Here is a 24308-nt window from a genome sequence, read left to right on the forward strand (position 1 = left end):
CCGACGCGGGGGACAAAGGGAGTCTGGACATGGCCGATACCGGCGCGCGCCGTCATCGCAGCGGATTCTCCTTCCGGGATCTGCCGATCGCCTGGAAGCTCCGGGTGCTGGCGGCGTTGTCCGGGGTGCTGCTGCTGGCCGTCGGCGTGCTGGGGATCGTGCAGCTCGGCAACTCCCAGCAACGGCTCCAGCAGCTCTACGGCAGCAACCTGCACGACGTCCGGGTGCTCGGCGACGTGGCCACCAACTACAAACAGGTCCGCCTCGACCTGCGCAAGATGGCGATGGCCAAGGTCGGCGCCGAGTCCGAGCAGGCCGCCACGACGCTGGACGCCTCCATCGCCCGCCTGGACCAGTCATGGAACGGATACACCGGCGGACCGCAGAGCCTCGACAACGCCGACCAGAAGTCGTTCCAGGCGTCCTGGGACTCGTACCGGAAGCTCGTGACGGACACGCTCAAGCCGCTCGCGGCGAACAACAAGATCGACGAGTTCAACCGGGTCAGCGACACCCAGGTCGACCCGATCGCCGACGCCATCGACGTCGCGCTCACCAACCTCGTCGAGGCGGAGGACGCCGCCGCCAAGGAGTCCGTCGACGCGTCCACGACGGCGTATGACACGTCGCGCACGCTGATGATCGTCCTCATCCTCATCGCGCTCGTGGTGACCCTCATCGTCGTTCAGATGATCTCCGCGGCGGTCTCGCGCCCGCTGCGGGAGACGGTGACCGTGCTGACCGGGCTGGCGGAGGGCCGCCTCGACCAGCGACTCACCGTGCGCGGCCGCGACGAGGTCGGCGCCATGGGTGCCGCCCTCAACAGCGCGCTGGCGCGGCTCAGCGAGACCGTCGGCACGGTCGTCGACTCCGCCGCCCAGCTCAACATGGCCTCCAACCAGATCAGCGGGGCCTCGCAGAGCCTCTCGCAGGCGGCCACCGAACAGGCCGCGAGCGTCGAGGAGACCACCACGAGCATCCAGGAGATGACCGCCGGCATCGCGCAGAACAGCGAGAACGCGGCCGCCACCGAGGGCATCGCCGCCAAGGCCGCCGCGGAGGCCCAGGAGGGTGGCGACGCCGTCCAGCGCACCGTCGCCGCGATGAAGGAGATCACCAGCAAGATCGGCATCATCGACGACATCGCGTTCCAGACGAACATGCTGGCGCTCAACGCCACCATCGAGGCGGCCCGGGCCGGCGAGCACGGCAAGGGCTTCGCCGTGGTGGCCACCGAGGTCGGCAAGCTCGCCGAGCGCAGCCAGATCGCCGCCCAGGAGATCAGCGAGCTCGCCGCGGGCAGCGTGCAGACCGCCGAGCGCGCCGGCGACCTGCTCGGCGAGATCATCCCGAGCATCATCCGCACCTCCGACCTGGTGCAGGAGATCGCCGCCGCCAGCGGCGAGCAGTCCACCGGCGTACGGCAGATCAACGTCGCGATGACCCAGATCGGCAAGGTCACCGAGCAGACCGCCTCGTCGAGCGAGGAGCTCGCCGCCACGGCCGAGCAGATGTCCGCGCAGACCGCCCAGCTCAAGCAGCTGATGGACTTCTTCGTCACGGGCCACGGCGCCCGGCCCGTCATGACCGGCGTGGTCGAGCCCCCGGCCCGTACGGCCTGGGCCAACGACAGCTACCAGCGCTCCGGCCGCGACGGCGGGGTCTACAACGAGAACAGGCTGCCCGCCACCGGCCACCGCGGCGAGATGGCGGTCCCGGACCTCGAGGCGAAGTTCGAACGCTTCTGACCGCGAGGGTCTCGCCGCCGTCGGGTATAACCGGGCGCATGCACAGTGAAGCGCTCATGGGCCTGCTCGGCGAGATCCCCGGCACGGAGGTGTCGGCCGACGCCGGCATCGTCACCGTGCACGTGCCGGCGATCGGCGACTCGGCCCGCCTCGCCGTGCGCGACATCGTCGGCGTCCAGCAGATCATCGTCCCGACCGGCGACCCCGGCGTGGAGCTGGGCGTGCGGCGCGGTCACGAGGAGCTGCCGCTGATCGTCACCGTGAACGACATGGCGTTCATGCCCGCGTACGCCGCCGACATGCTGGTGCCCGGGGCCGACGTGCGCGTCCCGGCGATGCCGGAGCTGGTCGCGTACTCCGAGATGCACCGCGACGTGCGGGCGCTGGGCCGGGTCGTCGACGAGGAGGGCATCGAGCTCGACGAGGACATCCTCGCCGCCACGCTGCTCGTGCACCGCTGCTTCCTGGCCGGCGCGGTCCGGGTCGGGCTCTGGCCGGTCCGGGTCGCCGCGTGGTGGGAGTACACCTGGGCCCGGGTCGGCCGCGGCCTGCCGCTCGCGGCGTTCCGCCCGGACCCGGCGTGGGACCGGCTCATGGCCGACGTCACCGAGGCGCGCCGGCACAGCACTCCGGCGGCCGCCCGCGATTAGCCGCCGGCTCAACGCCGCCTGACCGGCTCCGCCGTCACCCGCGCAGCGGAAAGGGCGCACCGCCGGACGTGGCGGTGCGCCCTTCGCGTGCTCCCGGCGGCCGGTCAGCCGCAGTGGTCGTTCCACTCGAGCCAGACCAGCCCCTTGTAGTCGACCGAGCCACCCCAGTCGATGCACTGATCCGGCGCGTACACGTACCGGGGCCCGGCGTACTGGGTGTAGTAGCCCTCGTCGTCGTTCCACTGGCTGCTGGACGACAGCTTGATGCTCGCCGTCATCCAGTCGCGCGTACCCGGGGTGTTCGTCACGGTGACGACGCAGTTCCATCCGTTGTTGTACGTCAGGTATGCCGTCCCCGTGCCCTCCACGGTGCCGCCGACCTTGAGCTTGTCGATGACTCGGTAGCCGCTGCCGCAGGCGCCGTTGTAGGCGGCAGCCTGCGCCGGGCCCGCGGTGACACCGAGCGTCGCGGCGGTCAGCGCGACCGCGGCGCCCGCCCCGGCCAGCTTGCGGGTGATCTTCATCCTGTCCCCCTGGTGGTGGTGGCTCAGCAGACCTTGCTGGTCGATCCGCCGGTCGAGTTCAGGTAGCCGGTGACGTGCGTGCAGTGCGCCGCCGTGTTCGCCGGGGCGCCCCACAGCTCCGCACGGGTGGTGTTGTTCAGCTCACCGACGCCGTAGTCGGAGCCGCTGTCGCTGTGGTCGATCACGTGCACGTAGAGATCCCAGTTGGAGTGGGTGTTGCGGTACTGCTCCCAGACGTAGATGTAGGCGTAGTTGTAGCCGCAGCCGTAGTACTGCTTGACCGAGGCCGCCTGCATCCCGCCGACCGTCAGCACCCGCGTCGACCCGATCTGGCGCACGCTCGAGCAGCTCGCCGGCGTGCTGGCCAGCGCGGGTGACGGGTTGACGAGGGCGGCGACGCCGGCGGCTGCGAGCGCGGCGGTGCCGGCGAGTGCACGGCGCAATGTCGACATGGGATGTCCTTCCACGAGTCCGGTGGGCCGCGGACAGGAAACCAGCCGGGCAGCCGCCGCCGACAGGTGTCGGAACGGCCACCGTTCCCTCCCCGCGGTGCTGTGGCGGCCCTCGGTATCATCGAGCGCCGTCACGGTCCGCAGAGGCCGGACCGCGTTCGGGGGAGCGACTGTGCCAGGCCGGGATTCCGCAACCGTCACGGGGCCGGACATCGGCGTGCCCGGGTGCCGCGACGCGGTGGAGATCGGCCGCGGCGGCTTCGGCGTCGTCTACCGGGCCCGCCAGCCGGCCTTCTCCCGCACGGTCGCCGTCAAGATCCTCGCCGCCGACCGGCTCGACGAGGCCGCTCGCGGGCGGTTCGAGCGGGAGATCCGGGCCATGGGACGGCTCTCCGGGCACCCGCACATCGTCACCGTGCACGAGGCGGGCTTCACCACGGCGGGCAACCCGTACATCCTCATGGCGTACGAGGAGGGTGGATCGCTGGCCGGCCGGGGCCCGGCGAGCTCCTGGCAGGACGCAGTGGCCGGTGGCATCGCGGTCGCCGGGGCACTGGAGAGCGCCCACCGCGCCGGCATCCTGCACCGCGACGTCAAGCCCGGCAACATCCTGATCTCCCGGTACGGTGGTCCGAAGCTCGCCGACTTCGGCCTGGCCCGGCCCGTACGCCGCGACGCGCCCCGGCCCGGCACCGTGACCGCCAGCCTGCTGCACGCCGCGCCGGAAGTGCTGCGCGGGTCGCCCGCCACGGTGCGCGCCGACGTGTACGCCCTGGCCTCCACCGTCTTCTGGTGGCTGGCCGGTGAGCCGGCGTTCCCACCCGGCCCGCGGGAGCCGGCCGGCGCGCTCCTCGCCCGGATCGCCGCGAGTCCCGTGCCGGACCTGCGCCCGCGCGGCGTCCCCGAGGCCGTGTGCCGGGCGCTGGAACGGGCCATGGCCAAGGACCCGGCGGCGCGGCACGGGTCGGTCGCGGCGTTCGCGGAGGAGCTGCAGGAGGCGCAGCGGGCGGCCGGGCACGCCGTCACGCCGCTGCTCGCCGGTGACCCCGGGCCCGATGCCGACGACCCGGACGGCGGCGTGCCGAGCCCCGTACCCGAGGCGGTGTCCCCGCCCGGCGGTGAGCTGTCGGCGACCGTGGCGAGCGACCCACCACCGCGGCGGCGGATCGGCCGGGCCGCCGGCGCGGCGCTCGCAGTCGCGGCCGTCCTGGCCGTGACCGCGGGGTCCGAGACCGCAGGGCATCCGGCGCTCGCCGCCCCGGCCGGCCTCGACTTCGGCACACAGGAGACCGCCGTGGAAGCCCAGGAACGCGCGGTCGCCGTCCGCAACCGGGGCAGCCGCCCGGCGCTGCTCCCGCCCGTGCACGCCGAGGGGCCCGACTTCCGGGTCGTGGCCGACGGCTGCGCCGGGCACGCCCTGGTGCCCGACGCCGGCTGCGAGGTGCGCGTCGCGTTCTCGCCGACGGCCCCGGGACCGCGGCGCGGGATCCTGCGACTGCCCGGGCGTACCGTCGTGCTGTCGGGAACGGGTCTGCTGCCGTACGCGACGGAGGACGACCCGCCGCCCGGGCGCTGCTACGCCGATGCCTACCAGGTCGGCCACTCGGCGTACGGCTACGTCGGCGGCCAGAAGGCGATCTCGGTCAAGCAGTACTGGTCGCCGGGCTGCCGGGCGGTGATGGCGTACGCGTGGGTCTGGAAGCAGTACCGCGACAACGCCGGGCCGGACGGCGCCTGGTCCCTCGCGCTCACCGCCGGGCACGACCGTCCGGCCCGCGCGGGCGGCCAGCCGCTGGAGCTGTGGACCGTCCCGCTGCCCGCGGCGACCGGCTGCACCCGGGCCGGCGCCACGATGACCGGGACCGGGCTCACGGCGCCGCTGGTCGTGACCACCGACGCGCACTGCCCATGACGTATCTGGAGGTCCATCACGCCGGCGCGGTACGCCTCGTCCCGCTGACCGCCGCGACGGCCGCGATCGGCCGCGCGCCCGCCAACGACGTCACCATCGGCGACAAGCAGGTGTCCCGGCTGCACGCGGTCGTCGAGTGTTTCCCGTCGGGCTGGTCCATCCGCGACCTGGGCAGCACCAACGGCACCACGGTCAACGGCGCCCGGCTGCGGCAGGGCCGCCTCCTGCGCGACGGCGACCGCATCGAGATCGGGCCGGCCCGGCTGCTGTTCCGGGCGCCCGCCGAGCACGCGGACACGGCGACGGTCAGCACGGACCCGCCGGCGCCCCCGCCGCCGCTGACCCGCCGGGAACGCGACGTGCTGAGGGAGCTGTGCGCCCCGTACGCCCGGGGTGGGTGCGTCTTCCCCGAGCCGCCGTCGGTCCGGGAGCTCGCGTCGTCCCTCGGCCTGTCCGGCAGCGCGGTGAAGAAGCACCTCACGAACCTGTACGACAAGTTCGGCCTGCACACCAACGACGACCGCCGCCGGGCCCGGCTCGCCGCCGAGGCGGTCCGGCGCGGCGTCTGCGCCCCGCCCGGCGGCTGATTCGTTCACACCTTCGCGGTACGCACCTCGCCCGCGCGGTGCAGCAGGAAGCCGGCCACCACGCCGGCGATCGTCAGCGCCGCCAGGAGCCCCAGGGTCGGCACGGGCGACAGGTCCAGCGCCACGATGAGCAGCGCCAGCGGCACCCCGGCGCCCGGCCACACCAGCGCGCCGCGGACCTGGCGGCTCATCCCGGCCTGCAGCAGCGCGACGCTGAGCAGATACCCCGCCGCGCCGATGCCCAGAACCCAGCGGGTGCCGGTGGCGAGGTGGCCGTCGGCGCCGTGCAGCACCGCGTGCTCCAGGCCCACCGCGACCGCCGCCAGCGACACGGCCAGTGGCAGGTGCTCGTACACGTAGAAGTCGTGCACCCCCTGCCGGGTGTCGTCGCCACCTTCCTCGACCAGCCGCCGTTTCGCCGCGCCGCCGGACAGATCGAAGTGGACCCACCACAGCGCGGCGGCGATCACGAACGCGAAGCCCGCGGCGACGGCCACCTGCGGCTTCCAGCCACCGTCGTGCAACCCGGTCACGGTCGCCGCCACCGACTCGCCGAGCACGAGGATGACGAAGAGGCCGAAGCGCTCGGGCAGGTGCTCGATGTGCAGCGGCACGGCCTCGCGCAGCCGCGCGGCCCCGGTCGGCCCGATGAGGTCGACCAGCACGCCGGCGGTCCACAGCCCGTACCGCCACGGGGCCGGCACGGCCAGCGACACCAGCCAGATCGCCGCGCCGGCGGAGTGCCCGATGAGGTAGAGCCGGGCGGTGGGCCGCGCGTCCGGGACGTGCCGCCAGGCCCGCAGGTAGCCCGCCACCAGGGCCAGCCTGATCAGCACGTACCCCAGGGCGAACCAGGGCGCGGCCGAGCCGGTGACCTCGTCCACCGCGGCGGCCATCGTCACGACGCCGGCCATGGCGGTCATCGTGAGCAGGCGGAACAGCGAGTCGTCGGTGTCGAACCGGTTGGCGTACAGGGTGGTGGTGGCCCACGCCCACCATCCGACGGCCAGCACGGCGGCGAAGACCCCGGCGCCGTGCCAGGTCTCGTCGTCGGCCAGCACGTCGGCGCACCGGGCGACGAACAGCACGAAGGCGAGGTCGAAAAAGAGCTCCAGGCGCGTGGCGGAGCGGTTCGCGGCCCGGTTGACGTCGGGCGGGCGGACGGCCTCGACCTGCTCGGCCTCCTGCTCGTCGAGCCGGCGCCGCTCGTCGTCGTCGAGCCGGTTCTCCGCCTCGGTCATCTGGGCCTCCCACCGGCACGCTGTGGCGCTGAGCACTGCCCCGGCAGCGCGGGACCACACCCGCGGGCGGGCCACGGTACAGTCCCGGCTCGACCATCACGGGGAAACGGGGAAATCCTTTGCGCAGCACGTCCACCAAGATCGCCCTGACCGCTCTCGCGCTCGCGGCCACGACGCTCACCGGATGCCAGAGCGACGAGAAGACGCCGGCGGCGGCCGGTCCCACCGCGTCCTCGGCCGCCGCCGGCGCCGGCATCGCCGCCTCGAGTGCCGACGAGATCCTCCGGCGGGCCCAGGCCGCGCTGGCCGGGGCGAAGTCGTACCGGGCGCGGGGCACGGTCGACCAGGACGGCCAGGCGATCGACATCGACCTGAAGGTCCGGGGTACGGACTTCGCCGGCTCGCTGTCCCTCGGCGCGGCCCGGGTCGAGCTGCTCGCCGTCGGCGGCAAGAAGTACCTGCGGCCCAACGAGCAGTTCTGGATCATGTCGACCGACGCCAAGCAGGGCCGCGTCCTGGCCCGGGGCTTCCGTGACCGGTGGGTCACCGGGGCCGACCGGGACCCGTCGTTCGCCGAGCTGTTCGCCGTCGGGTCCGCCGACCAGTTCCTCAAGCCGACCGGCACGCTGAGCAAGGGCGAGCAGAAGGAGATCGGCGGCGTCGCGGCGATCGCGCTCAAGGACTCCGCTGACCCGGACTCGGCGCTGTACGTGGCGACGGCGGGGGAGCCGTACCCGTTGCAGCTCAGCGGAAAGGGCGGGTCCGAGCTCGTCTTCAGCGACTTCGGCAAGCCGGTGACCGGCGTCGAGGCGCCGGCGCCGGACCGGGTCGTCGACCTGGGAAGCGTCCTGAAGAAGTAACGGGATCAGCGCGGTCTCAGCAGCGCCGCCGCCCGGCGCGCCACCTCGGCGTCCGGGCCGTCCCACAGCTCGTCCAGCCACGGCCCGGCGAACAGGCCGACCATCGTCGGGAACCCGTCCAGGGCCGTGGCGTCGAGCCACTCGCAGATGTTCCCCGGCCCCGGGCCGACCGGCAGGCTACTGACCGCGCGGGCCGGGCACCACCAGGCCGCTCTCGTACGCGACCACCACCGCCTGCGCCCGGCTGCTCAGCCGCAGCTTGGTCATGATGCGCTTGACGTGCGTCTTCACGGTCGCCTCGCTGAGCACCAGCCGTTCGGCTATCTGCCCGTTGCTCAGGCCGTTGCCGACCAGCCGCAGCACCTCCTTCTCCCGCGCGGTCAGCTCCGCCAGCTCCGGCACGGCGAACTCCTTGGCGCGGTGCTGCCGGGCGTACGTCTCGACCAGCCGGTGGGTGATGCGTGGCGCGATGAGGATGTCGCCGGCGGCGACGGCGTGGATCGCCGAGATGATGCGCTCCGGCGGGGTGTCCTTGAGCAGGAAGCCGGAGGCTCCCTCGCCGAGCGCGGTGTACACGTACTCGTCGAGGTCGAAGGTGGTCAGCACGACGACGTGCGGCCGCTGCTCCTCCGGCGTGGCCAGGATGCGGCGGGTCGCGCCGATGCCGTCCAGCACGGGCATGCGGATGTCCATCAGCACCACGTCGGGGCGGGTGTGCGCGGCCAGCGTCACGGCCTCGGCGCCGTCGCAGGCCTCGCCGGCCACCTCCAGCCCGGGCGCCGCGCGGAACAGCGCCGCCAGCCCCGCCCGGATCAGCGCCTGGTCGTCGGCGATCAGGACCCGTACGGTCATCGCAGCTCGTCCATGGGCAGGCGCAGCAGCACGGTGAAGCCGCCCTCCGCGCGGGGGCCGGCGGTGAGCACGCCGCCGAACAGCTCGGCCCGCTCGCGCATGCCGCGGATGCCGTGCGACGCCGCCGGCTCGCCGTACCCGTGGATCTTGGTCCCGTCGTCGCTCACCTTGACCGTCAGCGTGCGCTCCCCGTAGTCGATCTCCACCCGGGCCGCCGCCGGCCCGGCGTGCTTGAGCACGTTCGTCAGGGACTCCTGGATCATCCGGTACGCGCACAGCTCGGCGCCGGGCGCCAGCTCCCGGACCGGGCCGGACACCGTCACCGTCACGTCCAGCCCCGCGTTGCGGGTGCGGTTCACGAGCTCGTCGAGCTGGGCCAGCCCGGGCTGCGGGGCGTAGTCCGACTCGTGGTCGACGTGCAGCACGTCCAGCAGCCGGCGCATGTCGAGCAGCGCCTCGCGGCTGGCGGTGCCGACGGTGGCGATCGCGGCCTTCGCGGTGGGTGGGTCGGCGTCGAGCACGTACTCGGCGAGCCCCGCCTGCAGCGAGATCACCGACATGTGGTGGGTGACGATGTCGTGCAGCTCGCGGGCGATGCGGACCCGTTCGTCGCTGACCGCCTGGGCGGCCTGCGCGGCGAGCCGTTCGGCGCGCCGGGCCCAGCGCAGGGTGCCCTCGCCGAGCACCCACGCGCCGATGAGGATCAGCACCGTCTGGCCGATCTGCGACACCAGCCAGGGCTCGTCGCTGTTCACGAAGGCGATCACCGTGACCGCCACCGCCCCGGCGAACACCAGCGCCGTCTCACGGCGCGGGCGCAGCGTCGCCGCCGTGAACATGACGACGACCATGCCCACCGCGTTGTTCGGCAGCTCGCCGTAGCGGATGCTGTACGCCGCCAGCGCGGCCAGCACCACCGCGGCGACCACCAGCGGCAGCCGCTGGCGCAGGGCGATCGGCGCGGCGCTGAGCACGGCGAGCCCGACGGCGGGCCATGACACTCCGGCCGTCGCCTGGCCGACGAGGGTGGCCACGGTGAGGCCGGTCAGGACGACCGCGAGCAGCACGTCCATGTACAGCGGCTTGAGGGGGACCCGCACGGTACCCACCCTAGCCACGCCGGGGCCGCGTCTCGTCTCTCCGCGGTGGTATCCGCCGTACCCCCAGCGGGGTAGATCAATGCCCTTCCTGGGAGGACGACGGACGTGCACGGGGTCGCTAGCGTCATCGCCATGACCGTGGGACGCCTCCACGTCGCCGTACGGGCCCACGACCCGCTGAGCCGGGCCGGGCTGGCCGCGCTGCTGCGCGGCGCGGCGCACATCGGCGTGCTCGCGGACGAGCGGCAGGCGCGCCCGGACGTGCTCGTCGTGGCCGCCGCCGCGCTCAACGCCGAGCTCGCCGGGACGCTGAGCCGGGCGGCGCGCGAGTTCGGCGCGCCGGTGGTGCTGATCGCCGACGACCTGTCCGCCGACGACCTGCTGACCGTGGTGCGCTACCGGGTCATGGCGGTGGTGCCGCGGCGGCTCGTCACCGCCGACGTGCTCGTGCGCTGCGTCACCGCGGTGGCCGGCGGAGGCGGCATCATGCCGCCCGACCTGGTCGGCGGCCTCCTGCAGCACGTCGAACGCCTGCAGCGCGACCTGCGCGAGTCGGCGCCCGCGGCGGCCGGCGGCCTCACCGAGCGGGAGATAGAGATCCTGCGGCTGATGGCCGAGGGGCTGGACACCAGCGAGATCGCGCAGGAGCTGTCCTACTCCACGCGCACGGTCAAGAACATCATGTACGGCATCACGCACCGGCTGAACCTGCGCAACCGTCCGCATGCGGTCGCGTACGCGGTCCGCGCCGGCCTGATCTGAGCGTCTCCGTGTGAGCAGCGCGGCTTCTTGCGGGAGCGCGGCCGGGCACGGGCGCGCCGGTTGTAGGTTGTGTTCGGCGTGAAGGGGAAGGTGCCGAATGACGACGGAACGCAGCCGGTCCAGCGGACGGCCGACGCTGGATCAGGTCGCCTCCCTGGCGGGCGTGGGCCGCGGGACGGTGTCGCGGGTCGTGAACGGCTCGGCCCAGGTCAGCCCGCAGGCCAAGGCCGCCGTCGAGAACGCGATCGCCGAGCTGGGCTACGTGCCCAACCGGGCCGCCCGCACGCTGGTCACGCAGCGCACCGACTCGGTCGCGCTGGTGATCTTCGAGTCGGGGCAGCGGTTCTTCACCGAGCCGTTCTTCGGCCGCATCGTGCAGGCGATCTCCGGCGGGCTCGTCGACCGCGGGCTGCAGATGGTGCTGATGATCGCGCAGGCCCCGCACGAGCGGCAGCGTCTGGAGGGCTACCTGACCCGCCAGCACGTCGACGGCGTCCTGCTGCTGTCGCTGCACGGCTCCGACACGCTGCCGGCCACGCTGGAGGAGCGCGGGGTCGCCACCGTGCGAGCGGGCCGTCCGACGCGCAGGGAGCCGGGCTGCTACGTCGATGCGGACAACCGGGGCGGGGCGCGTGACGCGGTCGCGTACCTGCGCGATCGGGGCCGCCGCCGCATCGCCACCATCACCGGCCCGCTCGACATGGCGGCGGGCATCGCCCGCCTCGACGGCTTCCGCGACGTCGTCGGCGACGGCCCGGTCGCGCACGGCGACTTCAGCGAGGAGAGCGGCGCCGCGGCCATGGCGTGGCTCCTCGACCGGCACCCGGACATCGACGCCGTCTTCGCCGCCTCCGACATGATGGCCGCGGGAGCGATGCGGGTGCTGCGCGAGCACGGCCGGCGCGTGCCGCAGGACGTCGCGGTCATCGGCTTCGACGACTCGGTGATCGCCCGCCACACCGACCCGCCGTTGACCACGGTGCACCAGCCGATCGAGCAGATGGGCCAGGAGATGGTCCGGCTCCTGCTGGCCAAGATCGACGGTACGGACGACCCGGGCGACACGGAGGTCGTGCTGCCCACGAGCCTCGTGGTGCGCGGCTCGGCCTAGGAACCGTCGCCGGCCGGTACGGCGGCCACGGCGGCCCACGTCGCGATCGCGGTGCCCGTGACGGGCGGCTGAGGCGTTCCGGGCGCGGTCATGGCCACCACCTCCGGGCCGGCGTCCTGCGGCCGGAATCGCTCGCCGCCGCCGCGATCCGTAGGGCCGAAGGTCGCGACCGCCTGCCGCGTCAGCTGCCCGCGGCCCGGTCGACGTCGGTCAGCCGAGCCTGCAGGACGTCCGCCCGGCCCGGCGCGACGCTGCCCTCCTGGGCGCGGGAGCGCACTTTGCGGCGCAGGTCCGTCAGGCGGGCGTCGACGGCGGCGGTGTCGGCGCTGTCCAGGTTGTCCAGCAGGTTGAGCAGGTCCACGGCGACGTCCGCCCGGATCTCGCGCTGCTCGCGGCCGGTCTCGACGGCCGAGCGCACCCGGGCCACGGCGTCGTCGAAGTCCAGCGGGGCCCGTGGCGCGGGCGCGGTGGTGCGCCGGGCCGTGGGCGACGCCGGCGGGTCGGCCGCGAGGACGGAGGGAGCGGGCGACGGCCGCGCCGACGACGTGACCGGCGCCGGGACAAGGGGAGCGGCCCGGTCGGGCCCGGGGCCGTCCTCCGGCCGGGCGATGAGCGCGATCGCGCCCGCGAGCGCCGCCACGGCGGTGGCGATGCCGATCGGGACGGCGATGCGCCGGCGGGCCGGGTGCCGCGGTGGCGGGGGATCCGCGCCCAGCAGCGAGAGCCGGTCGGCGGCCTCCTCGGCGGTGGGGCGCAGGCCCGGCTCGTCGCCGAGGCAGTCGGTGACCACCTTGCGGAAACCGGCCGGCAGGTCGGGCGGCAGCTGCGGTTTGCGGGTACGCCGCGCCTCCTCCAGCTCCTCCCACGTGTCCACCGGGTACGGCGGCTGCCCGGCGACCATCTCGAACAGCAGCACGCCGAGGCCGTACACGTCGGTGGCGGGCTCCGCGGGCTTGCCGTCGAGGCGTTCCGGGGCCACGTACGCGGGCGTGCCGAACGTCGCCCCGGTCTCGTCGTCGTCGGGCTCACCGGTGATCGCGCTGATCCCGAAGTCGAGGATCTTGACGCCGGTGGGGGTGAGCATCACGTTGCCCGGCTTGATGTCGCGGTGCACCACGCCGCTCGCGTGTGCCGCGGCCAGCGCCTCCGCGACGGCGGTGCCGATGCGGGCGGCCTCACGCCATCCCAGCGGAACCCGTTCGACGCGGGCCGCGAGGGTCTCGCCGGTGAGCAGCTCCATGACCACGAACGGCGCCACCGAGCGGTCGGGGCGCACCGCGCCGTTGTAGTCGTGCACGACCGCGATGCCGGGGTGCGCCGGCCGGGCCGCCATCCGGGCCTCCTTCCAGGCCAGGTGCAGCGCCTCGGCGCTGGTGGCGCTGGTCCCGGTGGGCAGCTTCAACGCGACCGGACGCTCGAGCAGCTCGTCCTCGGCCCGCCAGATGTCCGCCATGCCACCGGACTCGAGGAGGGCGACCAGTCGGTAACGCCGGGCGAGCAGATCCCCCGCGGCCGGCCACTCATGCGTCACCCCGGAACACTCACCCACGCCCCGCGGGGGTGTCAACCGCAGCGTCCGATCCGGAAATTTCCGGTTCCGGTCCCGGCCGGTCGCCGCGCGGCATCAGCGCCACGGTCACCACCATGACCGCGGCGACGACCACCAGGCCGATGAAGATGTGATGCACCGCGGTGCTCAGCCGTACGGGGTCCGCGCCGCGCGACCCGAGCTGTGCGTTCGCGATCGCGCCGAACACCGCGACGCCCAGCGAGCTGCCCAGCGACCGCAGGAAGATGTTGCTGCCGGTCACCACCCCGCGGTCCGCCCAGCCCACGCTGGACTGCGCGGCCACCAGCGTCGGCGGCGCCGTCAGTCCCATTCCCACCCCGATGACCAGGCAGTACGCCCCCACCTGGAACACGTTCGAGTCGCGCCCGAGCAGGAGCAGCAGAGCCGATCCGGCCAGCACGATCCCGGAGCCGATCAGCGCGCACCCGCGGAACCCCAGCCGCAGGTACACCCTCCCCGACTGGCTCGCGGCTATCGGCCACCCCAGCAGCAGCGTGGCCAGCGCGAACCCGGCGACGAGCGGCCCGCTGCCGAGCACCACCTGCACGTACGTCGGGACGTACGAGCTGAGCCCCAGCAGGATCGCGCCCACCCCGGCCGACGTCAGGCCGCTGGTCAGCAGCAGCCGCCGCCGGAACACCCACAGCGGCAGCACCGGCTCGACGGCCCGCCGCTCGGCGAAGCCGAAGGCGAGCAGCAGGATCGCCCCGGCGCCGAGCACGGCGAGGCTCGCGGGGGAGTCCCAGGCCCAGGCCTGGCCGCCCTCGAGCACGCCGAGGATGAGCAACGTCAGCCCGGACGTCAGCAGCGCCGCGCCCCGGTAGTCGATGACCGGCCGGCTGCGCTCGACCCGCTCGTCGAAGCGGCGCCCGATGGTGGCCGCGGCGGCCAGGCAGATCGGGATGTTGATGAAGAAGATCCAGCGCCACGACGCCCACTCGCTGAACACCCCGCCGAGGGTCGGCCCGATCACCGAGGAGACGCCCCACACGCTGGCGATGTAACCCTGCACCTTGGCCCGCTCCTGCACCGAGTACAGGTCGCCGACGATCGTGATGGTGGTCGGCATGATCGCGCCGGCCCCGAGCCCCTGCACCATCCGGAACGCGATGAGCACCCACACGTTCCACGCCGCGCCGCAGAAGATCGACGCCACCAGGAACAGCGCGATGCCGAACAGCGCGACCGGCTTGCGGCCGTACAGGTCGGACAGCTTGCCGTAGACGGGTACGGACACCGCCTGCGCCAGCAGGTAGATCGAGAACAGCCACGGGAACTCGGCGAACCCGCCGATGTCCGCGACGATCGAGGGCACCGCGGTGGCGATGATCGTCGAATCGATCGCGACCAGCGCGGTCGCCAGCATCACCGCCGCCAGCACCGGCCCCCGCTCGGACCGCAGCCCCACCTTGTCATCCGCCACGGCTGCCACGTAACCACGCGCGCGGCCCGCCCGCCCGCGCTGCGGGCCCGGTGTGACCACCGGCATGGTGGGGATGATCACCTGTGAGTACGCTCCGGTCCACTGTGGGCATGGAGTCGTCGCAGGGTGGTGGGCCGCCGCCGATCGACGGCCGCGATGGTGGCACCATGCCCGCATGCGTCCCGGCTCGCCCCAGCCAGACTCCGCGATCTTCGTGCCGCCCCGGCGCCGTGCGGCCGAGCCCGGCCCCGTCGCCGAGCCGGTCCCGTGGGCGGAGCTGACCTGCGCGGACGTCGTCGTGCCGGCGTTGCGGGACGTGATCTGGCGCTACGTACGCGGCGTCGCGCACCTGCTGCATGCCGGCGTACGCACCCCGGACGAGGCGGCGGGGCTGTCCGCACTCAACGACAGCCGCGGCACCGGCGTGAAGGTGTCCATGCTGGCCACCGAGAACGGCGGCGTGTGCCTGATCCTGCGGACGCACCCGCCGCGCGGACCGGCGTCCGCGGCCCGCTCCTGGCGCGATGATCTGGGCCGGGAGGGCCTGCACGCCGGCGCGGCGGTCGTGTCCGGCATCGAACAGGTCGCGCCCGGCGTGGTGGCCCCGCTGCTGAGCGAACCCCCGGCGCCGCACGCCCGTCCGTGGGTGGTGCTGCGGACGGACGTCCGGGAACGCACCGGCCGGCTGTCGGTCGATCCGGGCGACGGCCTCCTGCGGCCGGCGATGGACGTCACGGTGCTGCGGCTGTACGGGACCCGGCCGGCGGGGGAGCGGCCGGCCCGGTGCCCGGGGTGCGGCCGGCCGCGGGTGCGCCGGTACACGGCGTTCGACCTGTGCCCGGACTGCGGCTGGGCCCGCCAGCCCGGCGTCACCCCGGGTGGACCGGCGGGGCCCAGCCCGGACGCCTGATCAGGCAGAACGGGTGGCCGGCCGGGTCGGCGTACACGTGGTCGCCGGGCAGTCGCCGGGCGCCCAGGGCGAGCACGGCGCGGCCCGCCGCCTCCTGGTCGTCGACCATCACGTCGAGGTGCAGCTGCTGCGGCACGGCCGGGTCGGGCCAGGTCGGCGCCGTCAGCCCGGGGGCGCGCTGGAACGCCAGCCCGGACGTGGTCGTGCTCGCCGCCACCACCACGAAGTCGTCGTCGGCATACGTGACGGGGTCGCCGAGGACCGCGCTCGGAGAAGGTCGCCTCGGCCATCGGGTCCGGGCAGTCGACGATCAGGTGGTGCAGCCTGCCGACCGGCGTCTCCGTCATGGTGCCAGTCTGCGCCACGGGCCTGCCGTTACGGGCCCCTGAGCTCAGAGCGGGCCGGCGCCGCCGGATGGCACACCGAACGACGGCGTTCCGTCCGGGTTCCAGGTCAGCTTCTGCACCCGGGTGTGCCGGTTGGGGTCGTAGAGGGGGTCGCCGGTGATGTCGCGGTAGTCGCGGGCGTGGTAGACGAGGACGTCCGTCACGCCGTCCGCGCCCACCGTGAAGGAGTTGTGGCCGGGGCCGTACTGGCTCGTCTGCTCGTTGGTCGTGAACACCGGCTGCGGGGTCTTGACCCACGAGCCGTTGCGCAGCAGGTCCGCGTTCGCGTCCGCGGTGAGCAGGCCGATGCAGTAGCGGGCGTCCGTGGCGCTGGCCGAGAACGTCACGAAGACCCGGCCGTTGCGGACCAGCGCCGCCGGGCCCTCGTTGACCCGGTAGCCCTGGATCTCCCAGCTGCGGGTGGGCGTCGCGATGCGGGTCGGCTTGGTCCGCAGCGTCCACGGGTTGCTCAGCTCGGCGATGTAGAGGCTGGAGTTGACCGCGATCTCCGGTTCGCTCTGCGCCCAGATCAGGTAGCGGCGGCCGCGGTGCGCGAAGGTGGTGGCGTCCAGCGAGAAGCTGTCCCACTCGGTGGCGATCTGGCCGCGCAGCTTCCACCCGGCCGGGTCCCGGGGGTCGGCGAGCGCCGACTCCAGGACGTACATGCGGATGCGGAAGACGTCGTCGGCGTCGCCCGCGGCGAAGTAGATGTACCAGCGGCCGTCGATGCGGTGGAGTTCGGGGGCCCAGATGTGCCCGCCCATGCGGCCCGACGCGGGGCGGCGCCAGACGACGGACTCGGTCGCGGTGGACAGTCCGGCGATGGTCGGGGCGCCGCGGACGATGACGCGGTCGTACTCGGGGACCGAGCCGGTGAAGTAGTACGTGCCGGCGACGGGGCGGGTGATGAACGGGTCCGCCCGCTGGGCGATCAGCGGCGGAGTAGCCGCGACCGCGGCTGCGGCGGCCGGGCGCTCACTGCCGGCGAGGGCGCCCAGGCTGCCGAGGAGCAGGGTGCGCCGGTCGATGCCGTACGTCATGACGGGTCCTCTCAGCGGGTACGGATGCGCAGGAAGGTCGCGGAGTCGGCGGGGAACGTCCGGGTGAACGTGGCGCCGATCCCGCCCACGGTCGTGGTGACCGGCTGGACGGGCTCGGCGCTGCGGGTGTTCTGCTCGCCGGGATCGCCGGTGATCACGGTCATCCGGGCCGTGGGGGCGACCCGCAGGCCGCCGAGGTCGACCGTCGTGACGGCCGGGGTGTGCTGCGCGTTGACCACCTTGACGATCAGCTCGCCGGTGCGGTCGTCGCGCGTGACGACCTGGGCGAACGGCTCGCTCACCTTGTCGTCGGTGAAGCTGCCCCACTCCTGCCCGTCGAGCAGCAGCCGGACGTGCGTGCCGCGGACCTCGATGCGCACGTCGTACGTCTTGCCGGTGACCACCGAGTTCGGCTTGGCGATCACGATCTCCTTGCTGTTCCCGGCGCCCTTCTGGACCGCGCCCTGGGTGTTGTTCCAGCCGCCGATGTTCCACCAGTACAGCTCGCCGCTCTCCTGGACGCCGAAGGCGACGAGGAAGCCCTCCGCGCCGGCGTTCTTGGTGGCCTTGAGCGTCAGGTCGTAGTCGGTGGCCGTGATGTTCCCGGCCTTGACCAGCGTGTCCTGCGCGGCGGTGTCCGACTGCGTGTAGGCGCCGTTCGTGACCGACCAGGAGCCGCGCGGCTCGACCACCGTCCAGCCGTCGGCGTCGCCGTCGTCGAAGTCGTCGGCGAACAACGGCGTGCCGTCGGGGGCGGTCACCTTCACGTCGTCGTACGTGGCGGCGGTGGCCCAGGTGGACAGGCCGATCGCGCCGGTGATGGGTTTCGGCTGCACGACGCGGCCGGTGGCACGGCTGGGCAGCACGCGGTCGCCGACGTTGGTCATGAACAGCTTCTGCATCTGGTAGCTGGTGGAGCCCCAGGACTCGTCGTTGTCGAACCAGATGAGGTCCGGGCGCCACTGCACGTTGTCGATGTTGGCGAGCAGCGGCGCGTACGAGGCCATCCGCACCACGTCGGCGTTGCGTTCCAGGCCGGTCATGTACGCCGCCTCCGCCAGGGAATTGGACAGTTTGGCGTCCAGCGACGCGTACTCGCCGAGGAACACCTTCGGCCCGCTGCGGTCGTACGCGTCATAGCGTTTGTTGTTCTGCAGGAACCACGACGGGGTGTTGTAGTAGTGCTCGTCGACCATGTCGACGCCCGCCGCGCGGTTCTGGGCCCACAGCCGGTCGAAGGTGGCGCCCTGGTCGTCCGGGCCGGAGTTGCTGATCACCGTGAAGCCCGGATGGGCGGCCTCGATCGCGGCGCGGAACTTCTCGAAGTTCGCGAAGTACTGGTCGGGAAGGTTCTCCTCGTTGCCGACCGCGATGTGGGTCAGCCCGAACGGCCGCGGGTGACCCATCCGCGCGCGTAGCCCGCCCCAGTGCGAGGTGACCGGGCCGTTGGCGAACTCGATGAGGTCGAGGGTGTCCTGGATGTGCCGCTGCAGCAGGGCGGGGTCGTCGGTGGCGCGGTTCTGGCCGCAGCCGGTGACGAGGGCCGGCACCACGGGCAGCGGCATGGCCCCGATGTCCTCGGCGAACTGCAGGTACTCGAAGTAGCCGAGCCCGTAGGACTGGTTGTAGCCCCAGAAGTTCGCGTTGGTCGCGCGTGTCTCGACCGGTCCGACGGTGTCCTTCCACTGGTACGCGCGCGCCCGCGGGTAGCCGTTCGCAGCGTCGTACCCGTACATGCTGCCGGTGTTGACCAGGCAGCCGCCCGGGAAGCGCAGGAAGCCCGGGTGCAGCGCGGCGATCTTCTCCGCCAGGTCCCGGCGCAGGCCGTTGGGCCGGCCCTTGTACGTGTCCCGCGGGAACAGCGACACCATGTCGAGGCGCAGGGTGCCGGTGCCGCCGGCGAGCACCGACAACCGTCCGGTGTCGAGGGTGCGGGTGGCGGTGAGCCGGACGGCGTACTTGCGCCAGGTGTCACCCCGGACGCTGATCGTGCGCGGGCGGGCGCCGGTGAGCGCGACGGTCAGCACGGTGCCGGCCGGGTTGTCGCTGCGCGCCCAGACGGAGAAGTCGTAGCCGGCGCCGGCCTTGACCGCGAAGCCGGTGTTGTAGCCGGAGTTCGTCACGCCGTACCGGCCGCCGGCGGGGCTGGTGAGGGCCAGCTTCAGGTACGTGCGGTTGCGCTCGTTGAGGCGCGCGTCGTCGTCGGCCGTGGTGGCGGTGCCGCTGCCGCCGGCCTGCGCCGCAGGGGTCCACGCGGTGAGGCCGGTGTAGGCGCGGTTGTCGGCGGGGAGGAATTCGAAGGAGCGGTTGCGGACCAGCTCGGCGTAGAGGCCGCCGTCCGCCGCGAAGTTGATGTCCTCGAAGAAGACGCCGTACATGGAGCCGGGGATGGCCGGGCCGGCCGCGTACGGGTCGACCGTGATCGTGTAGTCGGGGGCGGCCGCCCGGGCGGGGACGCCGGCCGTGGTGAGCAGCAGGGCGGCCGCCGTGGCGGTGGCGAGCAGACGGGAGCGGGACATGCGTCCTCCTGGTGGGCAGGAGTTGATGTGACCGTTAACAACGGCGAGTATCATCGACGTGCAACGATGCGTCAACACCCGTGAAACGCCACGACATCACCCTCCGCTGGTGAACGGGACGTTACGTGCGATGCCGTTCTTCGGTGAGGGACGGTTGGGCCGATAGGCCCTGTGCGTCCCGGCCGGCTCGTCGTAGCGTCGCCGATGGCTGCGACCAGCCGATCGGTGATCGCGATCGGAGGACCCGTGGTGCCGAGCTCGTCCGACCCGACGCTTCCGTCGCTCACGCCCGACTCGACGGCGGCCTTCATCAACCGGGAGGTGAGCTGGCTCAGCTTCGCCCGCCGGGTGCTGGCCCTGGCGGAAGACCCCGCGCAGCCTCTTCTCGAACGGGTCAAGTTCGCCGGGATCATGGGCATGATCTACGACGAGTTCGCGATGAAGCGGCTCGGCGGCCTGTTCCGGCGGGTACGCAGGGACCCGCCCCGGCGCGGACCCGACGGCCTGACCCCGGCCGAGGAGCTGGCCGCCTGCCGCGCCGAACTGCGGGCCCAGCAGGAGACGGTGGCCGGCGTCGTGGAGAAGCAGCTGCGCCCGGCCCTGCGCGACCTGGGCGCTCCCATCGTGGATGTCGGCGACCTGGAACCGGCACAGCGCGACGACCTCGCCCGGTACTTCGTGGACTGCGTCGAACCGATCCTCACCCCGCTCGCCGCCGACGCCGCTCACCCGTTTCCGTTCATCAGCAATCTCGGGCTGAACCTCGGGGTGCTGGTCACCGAGCCGGGCCGCCGGAAGCACCGCTTCGTGCGCATCAAGGTGCCGGCCAACCGCCCGCGCTGGGTGCCGCTGCGCGACGATGCGGGCTGGGTGCCGATCGAACAGGTGATCGCGGACAACCTGGGCGTGCTCTTCCCGCGCGCGTCAAGGCTGGAGTGCCATTTCTTCCGGATCACCCGCGGCGCCAAGGACGACCCGTGGACGGACCAGATCGTCGACGAGGACGCCGACCTCACGCCCGGTGCGATCATCGGCATGGTCACCGCCGAGCTGACCGCGCGCAAGTACGCGGGCGTGGTGCGCCTCGAGGTCAGCGCCGGCATGCCCGCCGAGCTGCGGGACTGGCTCGCGGCCCAGCTGAACACCGACCCGGCCGACGTCCTGGCGATTCCCGGCATGCTGGCGCTCGGTGACCTGATGAGGCTGCCGGTGCCGGGGCACGCCGACCAGCGGGATCCGCCGCACGAGCCGGTGACTCATCCGCGGCTGCGGCATCCGGACCACCACGATCCCTCGGCGATCTTCGACGAGATCCGGCGCGGGGACCTGCTGGTGCATCTGCCGTACCACAGCTTCGAGACGTCGATCCTGCGGTTCCTGCGCAGTGCGGCCGCCGATCCGTCGGTTCTCGCGATCAAGCTCACGATCTACCGGACGAGCCGCCGGTCCCCGATCATCGAGGTGCTCAAGGAGGCTGCCCGCAGCGGCAAGCAGGTGGCGGTCCTGGTCGAGATCACCGCCCGTTTCGACGAGGCGCCCAACATCGGGTGGGGCCGGGAGCTCGAACAGGCGGGCGCGCACGTCGCGTACGGCGTGGAGAGGGTCAAGACCCACGTCAAGCTGGCGTTGGTGGTGCGCGAAGAAGCCGACGGCCTCCGCCGCTACGTCCATGTCGGCACGGGCAACTACCACGAGGGCACGGCCCGGCTGTACGAGGATCTCGGGCTGCTCACCGCCGACCCGGACCTGGCCGCCCACGCTGCGGCGGTCTTCAACGAGCTGACGGCGGGCATCCCCGCCCCCACGCCGGGCAAGCTGCTGGTGGCGCCGCACGACCTGCGGGAGCGATTCACCGAGCTGATCCGGCGCGAGGCCCGGCACGCCCGCGCGGGACGGCCCAGCGGCATCCGGGCCAAGATGAATCAGCTCCAGGACCCGCAGATGATCCGGGAGCTCTACGGGGCGGGCCTGGCCGGCGTCCCGATCGTGCTCAACGTCCGCGGCTTGTGCTGCCTGCGCGCCGGCGTGCCGGGGCTGTCACCGACCATCCGGGTCTTCAGCGTCGTCGGCCGGTTCCTCGAGCACAGCCGCATCTACCGTTTCGAGAACGGTGGCACGCCGGAGTTCTACATCGGCTCGGCGGACCTGATGACCCGTAACCTCTCCCGGCGGATGGAGGTCGTCGCCCCGGTCGGCGATCCGGTCGTCAAGGCGGAGCTGGAGGAGGTCCTGCGCACGTACGAGCAGGACAACTGCTCGGCGTGGGACATGCGGCCCGACGGCGAGTACGTCCGCCGGCACCCGGACGGTACGGAGGCGTGCCGCAGTGCCCAGCAGGTGTTCATCGAGCGCTGCGCGGCTACGGCCGGCTCGCCGGTCTAGCGACGTCGTGCCACGGGCCTCACACCGAGGCGTGCTCGCGGGCCGGTGCCCGCTGCGGGACGGGTTCCCAGTCGAGCTGCGGCGTACGGATCGCGTTGCGGAGGCGGCGACCCAGGGGCCGTTCGACGTAGCGGTGCACGAGCCAGGCGAGCCCCAGCATGAGTGCCGTGGTGGTGGCGACGAGCGTCCACACCGGGACCCGGGTGTGCTCGTACGCGACCCGGATGATCGTGTGCCCCAGCCGGCAGTGCAGCAGGTAGAGCGGATAGGTCAGCGCGCCCGCCACGCCGAGCCACCGCCACTGGATGCGGTCCGTGCGGCCGAGCGCCACGAGCAGGAGGATCACGTAGCACGCCGTGATGATCAGCATGCCGGGCCAGGACGGTACGGCGAACCCCGCCCGGACGTCCTCGAGCCGGTCCTCGACCCGCGCCAGGCAGACCAGCCAGGCGAAGCCGGTGATGCCGTACAGCAGCGGGGTGGGGCCGAACCGGTGGATGAGGTAGAGGGCGATGCCCCCGATGAAGTACGGCGCGTAGTCGCTGATGACCAGGCCGCTGAGCACCGGGCTCTGCAGCGAGGGAGCGAGCACGGCGGCCGTCATCCAGCCGGCGCACAGCAGCACGGCCCGCCGGTACGTCAGGCCGCGGAGCAGCACCACCGCCATGATCAGGTAGAACTTGAGCTCCACGAACAGCGTCCAGTACACCGCGTCGACCGGGTCGTGGCCGAGCGGCTGCTGCAGCATGGTGAGGTTGACCAGCAGGTCGACGAGGCTCGGCCGGTCACCGTCGGCGACGCCCCCGGTGACCGGGTACGCGAGCGCGACGACGCCGGTGATCACCACCGCCGCCCAGTAGGCCGGGAAGAGCCGGCCCACCCGGGACGCGAAGAACTCGCCCAGGGTCCGCCCCCAGCTGCTCATGCAGATGACGAAGCCGCTGATGAGGAAGAACAGCTCGACGCCGAGGAAGCCGTAGACGGTGACGTGCACGGTCCGCGGCAGGAAGTACTCCGGGAGCCGTACGCCGTCGATGCGCCACGCCACGGTGTAGTGGTACGCGAGGACGGCCAGCGCGGCGACCAGGCGCAGGCCGTCGAGCACCGCCAGCCGCGGGCGGATCCGGCTCATTTCTTCGTGACCTTGAGTGCGTACGCGTCGAACTGCCCCCCGCCGAGAAGGACTCGGACGGAGCCGGCGCGCGCCATGGTGAAGCCGAAGTCGTGGACGACGCCGGAGTCGGTGCACGCGATCGTGTGCTGCTGGTCCAGCTTGTCGTTCAGCAGCATCGTGACCGCCAGTGGCGCCGGTCCGGAGCAACCGACCCGGAGGGTGTGCGCGCCCTTGCCGGCCTGCATCCCGACATCCTGGGTGTCCTCGCCCATCACGTCCCAGTGCTGGGCGCCGGGAACCAGGCTGTGGACGATCCCGGCCTGGTCGGTCCCCTGCCACAGGGCCGCAGACGAGGCCGGCACGGGGAAGTCCGACACCATCGAACTCGGTGCGACCGCCGGGGTCCCGCCGTCGCCGCCACGCTGGGAGACGATGAACGTGCCGCCGGCGGCCATCACGACGGCGGCGAGCGCGGCGGCCTGCACGGTCACCCGCCGGTGCACCGTGCGCCGGGCGGCCGCGGCGCCGGGCGCCTGGACCCGGGGCAGCGCCTGGCGGCGCAGGTCCTCGAAGAGGGGGGCGAGCGGGTCAGGCACGGCGGGCCTCCGGCTGGTCGGGCTGGTGCAGCTGGACGGCCAGACTCGCGCGGCCACGGTGCAGCCAGGACTTCACGGTGCCGACGGCGACGCTCTCCCGCTCGGCGATCTCGGAGACGCTCAGGTCGCCCAGGTAGTGCAGGACCATCGCGCGGCGCTGCGCCGGGGGCAGCGTGGCCAGCGCCTCCACCAGCTCGATCCGGTCGGTGTTCGGACCGTCCACCTGCGGTTCCTGTGGCCGTTGCCGGCGCACGAAGGACAGTGCCGTACGGGAGCGGCGCCATCGGCTGACCGCCAGGTTCCACGCCACCCGGCGGACCCAGGCGACCGGGTCGTCGTACTTCGACACCGACGACCACCGGCGCAGGGCCCGGCAGAACGCCTCCTGCACGACGTCCTGGGCCTCCTGCCGGTCGCCGAAGTACGCGTAGAGCTGCACGGTGAGGTCCGCGTACTGCGCGGCGTACACCGCGTCGAAGTCCGCTGGGGGGTCGGCCGCCGGCATCGTCGTTGGTGCTCCCCTCGGAGGGCCCTCCGTGGTGGTGGTCATGGGCACTACACGCGGTACC

General features: G+C 73.0%; 22 protein-coding genes. 9 read left to right on the forward strand and 13 right to left on the reverse strand.

Annotation, left to right across the window (positions count from 1 at the left end; translation table 11 throughout):
* The first annotated feature begins 29 nt into the window (after window positions 1-29).
* Window positions 30-1748 carry a methyl-accepting chemotaxis protein gene (locus AB0K03_RS01500; RefSeq protein WP_364678850.1) on the forward strand — a complete coding sequence of 573 codons (1719 nt, stop codon included), beginning with the start codon at window positions 30-32 and terminating at the stop codon, window positions 1746-1748.
* 38 nt (window positions 1749-1786) lie between these two features.
* A complete protein-coding gene (locus AB0K03_RS01505; protein ID WP_364678853.1) occupies window positions 1787-2398 on the forward strand; it encodes a hypothetical protein in 612 nt (203 codons plus the stop codon).
* Window positions 2399-2502: 104 nt separating this feature from the next.
* On the opposite strand, the gene AB0K03_RS01510 is transcribed toward AB0K03_RS01505, so the two are convergent.
* Together AB0K03_RS01510 and AB0K03_RS01515 are read right to left on the reverse strand one after the other, a co-directional pair.
* The gene (locus AB0K03_RS01510) at window positions 2503-2922 is read right to left on the reverse strand and encodes a spore-associated protein A (RefSeq protein ID WP_364678855.1); all 420 of its coding nucleotides are present in this window, start codon (window positions 2920-2922) and stop codon (window positions 2503-2505) included.
* Window positions 2923-2945: 23 nt separating this feature from the next.
* Window positions 2946-3374 carry a hypothetical protein gene (locus tag AB0K03_RS01515; RefSeq protein ID WP_364678858.1) on the reverse strand — a complete coding sequence of 143 codons (429 nt, stop codon included), beginning with the start codon at window positions 3372-3374 and terminating at the stop codon, window positions 2946-2948.
* Between the two features lie 172 nt (window positions 3375-3546).
* Here AB0K03_RS01515 and AB0K03_RS01520 point away from each other — a divergent pair, with 172 nt between their 5' ends.
* Together AB0K03_RS01520 and AB0K03_RS01525 are read left to right on the forward strand one after the other, a co-directional pair.
* Window positions 3547-5286: a protein kinase domain-containing protein gene (locus AB0K03_RS01520; protein ID WP_364678860.1), complete on the forward strand. Its 1740-nt coding sequence runs from the start codon at window positions 3547-3549 to the stop codon at window positions 5284-5286.
* Entirely contained in the window at window positions 5283-5873 is a 591-nt protein-coding gene (locus AB0K03_RS01525) for an FHA domain-containing protein (protein WP_364678863.1), read from the forward strand. The genes AB0K03_RS01520 and AB0K03_RS01525 overlap by 4 nt, the downstream gene beginning before the upstream one ends.
* A 5-nt stretch (window positions 5874-5878) precedes the next feature.
* Here AB0K03_RS01525 and AB0K03_RS01530 read toward each other — a convergent pair whose 3' ends face one another.
* Window positions 5879-7114 carry a low temperature requirement protein A gene (locus AB0K03_RS01530; protein ID WP_364678865.1) on the reverse strand — a complete coding sequence of 412 codons (1236 nt, stop codon included), beginning with the start codon at window positions 7112-7114 and terminating at the stop codon, window positions 5879-5881.
* 119 nt (window positions 7115-7233) lie between these two features.
* Here AB0K03_RS01530 and AB0K03_RS01535 point away from each other — a divergent pair, with 119 nt between their 5' ends.
* Window positions 7234-7974: a hypothetical protein gene (locus AB0K03_RS01535; RefSeq protein WP_364678868.1), complete on the forward strand. Its 741-nt coding sequence runs from the start codon at window positions 7234-7236 to the stop codon at window positions 7972-7974.
* 177 nt (window positions 7975-8151) lie between these two features.
* On the opposite strand, the gene AB0K03_RS01540 is transcribed toward AB0K03_RS01535, so the two are convergent.
* Both AB0K03_RS01540 and AB0K03_RS01545 read right to left on the reverse strand, forming a co-directional pair.
* Window positions 8152-8826 carry a response regulator transcription factor gene (locus AB0K03_RS01540; protein WP_364678870.1) on the reverse strand — a complete coding sequence of 225 codons (675 nt, stop codon included), beginning with the start codon at window positions 8824-8826 and terminating at the stop codon, window positions 8152-8154.
* On the reverse strand, window positions 8823-9926 hold the full coding sequence (locus AB0K03_RS01545; protein ID WP_364678873.1) for a sensor histidine kinase: 1104 nt from the start codon (window positions 9924-9926) through the stop codon (window positions 8823-8825). Before AB0K03_RS01545 ends, AB0K03_RS01540 begins: the two co-directional genes overlap by 4 nt.
* 138 nt (window positions 9927-10064) lie before the next feature.
* On the opposite strand from AB0K03_RS01545, the gene AB0K03_RS01550 reads away from it, so the two are divergent.
* A complete protein-coding gene (locus tag AB0K03_RS01550; protein WP_364679391.1) occupies window positions 10065-10688 on the forward strand; it encodes a response regulator transcription factor in 624 nt (207 codons plus the stop codon).
* 97 nt (window positions 10689-10785) lie between these two features.
* The gene (locus AB0K03_RS01555) at window positions 10786-11799 is read left to right on the forward strand and encodes a LacI family DNA-binding transcriptional regulator (protein ID WP_364678876.1); all 1014 of its coding nucleotides are present in this window, start codon (window positions 10786-10788) and stop codon (window positions 11797-11799) included.
* A 181-nt stretch (window positions 11800-11980) separates the two neighbouring features.
* Here the strand turns inward: AB0K03_RS01555 and AB0K03_RS01560 are convergent, their stop codons facing one another.
* Both AB0K03_RS01560 and AB0K03_RS01565 read right to left on the reverse strand, forming a co-directional pair.
* Window positions 11981-13330, reverse strand: coding sequence for a protein kinase domain-containing protein (locus AB0K03_RS01560; protein WP_364678879.1), 1350 nt, complete (start codon window positions 13328-13330; stop codon window positions 11981-11983).
* Window positions 13331-13340: 10 nt separating this feature from the next.
* Window positions 13341-14858, reverse strand: coding sequence for an MDR family MFS transporter (locus tag AB0K03_RS01565; RefSeq protein ID WP_364678882.1), 1518 nt, complete (start codon window positions 14856-14858; stop codon window positions 13341-13343).
* Window positions 14859-14967: 109 nt separating this feature from the next.
* Between AB0K03_RS01565 and AB0K03_RS01570 the strand changes: the two genes are divergently transcribed.
* Window positions 14968-15702, forward strand: coding sequence for a hypothetical protein (locus tag AB0K03_RS01570; protein ID WP_364678884.1), 735 nt, complete (start codon window positions 14968-14970; stop codon window positions 15700-15702).
* Here AB0K03_RS01570 and AB0K03_RS01575 read toward each other — a convergent pair.
* The 3 genes from AB0K03_RS01575 to AB0K03_RS01585 all read right to left on the reverse strand — a co-directional run bounded on the left by AB0K03_RS01575 (window position 15662) and on the right by AB0K03_RS01585 (window position 19647).
* Window positions 15662-15925, reverse strand: coding sequence for a VOC family protein (locus AB0K03_RS01575; protein ID WP_364678887.1), 264 nt, complete (start codon window positions 15923-15925; stop codon window positions 15662-15664). The two genes, AB0K03_RS01570 and AB0K03_RS01575, sit on opposite strands and share 41 nt — an antisense overlap.
* Window positions 15926-16093: 168 nt before the next feature.
* Window positions 16094-17128, reverse strand: coding sequence for a glycoside hydrolase family 43 protein (locus AB0K03_RS01580; protein WP_364678889.1), 1035 nt, complete (start codon window positions 17126-17128; stop codon window positions 16094-16096).
* An 11-nt stretch (window positions 17129-17139) separates the two neighbouring features.
* Entirely contained in the window at window positions 17140-19647 is a 2508-nt protein-coding gene (locus tag AB0K03_RS01585; protein ID WP_364678892.1) for an alpha-L-arabinofuranosidase C-terminal domain-containing protein, read from the reverse strand.
* Window positions 19648-19851: 204 nt separating this feature from the next.
* Here AB0K03_RS01585 and ppk1 point away from each other — a divergent pair, with 204 nt between their 5' ends.
* On the forward strand, window positions 19852-22029 hold the full coding sequence (gene ppk1 / locus AB0K03_RS01590; RefSeq protein ID WP_364678895.1) for a polyphosphate kinase 1: 2178 nt from the start codon (window positions 19852-19854) through the stop codon (window positions 22027-22029).
* Window positions 22030-22048: 19 nt separating this feature from the next.
* Here ppk1 and AB0K03_RS01595 read toward each other — a convergent pair whose 3' ends face one another.
* Genes AB0K03_RS01595 through AB0K03_RS01605 form a run of 3 tightly spaced genes read right to left on the reverse strand, consistent with a single transcriptional unit; the run spans window position 22049 to window position 24244 of the window.
* Window positions 22049-23161: an acyltransferase gene (locus AB0K03_RS01595; RefSeq protein ID WP_364678897.1), complete on the reverse strand. Its 1113-nt coding sequence runs from the start codon at window positions 23159-23161 to the stop codon at window positions 22049-22051.
* Window positions 23158-23739 (reverse strand): hypothetical protein, encoded by a 582-nt coding sequence (locus AB0K03_RS01600; RefSeq protein ID WP_364678900.1) that lies wholly within the window; start codon window positions 23737-23739, stop codon window positions 23158-23160. The genes AB0K03_RS01595 and AB0K03_RS01600 overlap by 4 nt, the downstream gene beginning before the upstream one ends.
* Window positions 23732-24244, reverse strand: coding sequence for a SigE family RNA polymerase sigma factor (locus AB0K03_RS01605; RefSeq protein WP_364678903.1), 513 nt, complete (start codon window positions 24242-24244; stop codon window positions 23732-23734). The genes AB0K03_RS01600 and AB0K03_RS01605 overlap by 8 nt, the downstream gene beginning before the upstream one ends.
* Window positions 24245-24308 lie beyond the last annotated feature (64 nt).

Origin of the sequence: Actinoplanes sp. NPDC049316 (assembly GCF_040677315.1) — a bacterium.
GTDB lineage: Bacteria > Actinomycetota > Actinomycetes > Mycobacteriales > Micromonosporaceae > Actinoplanes.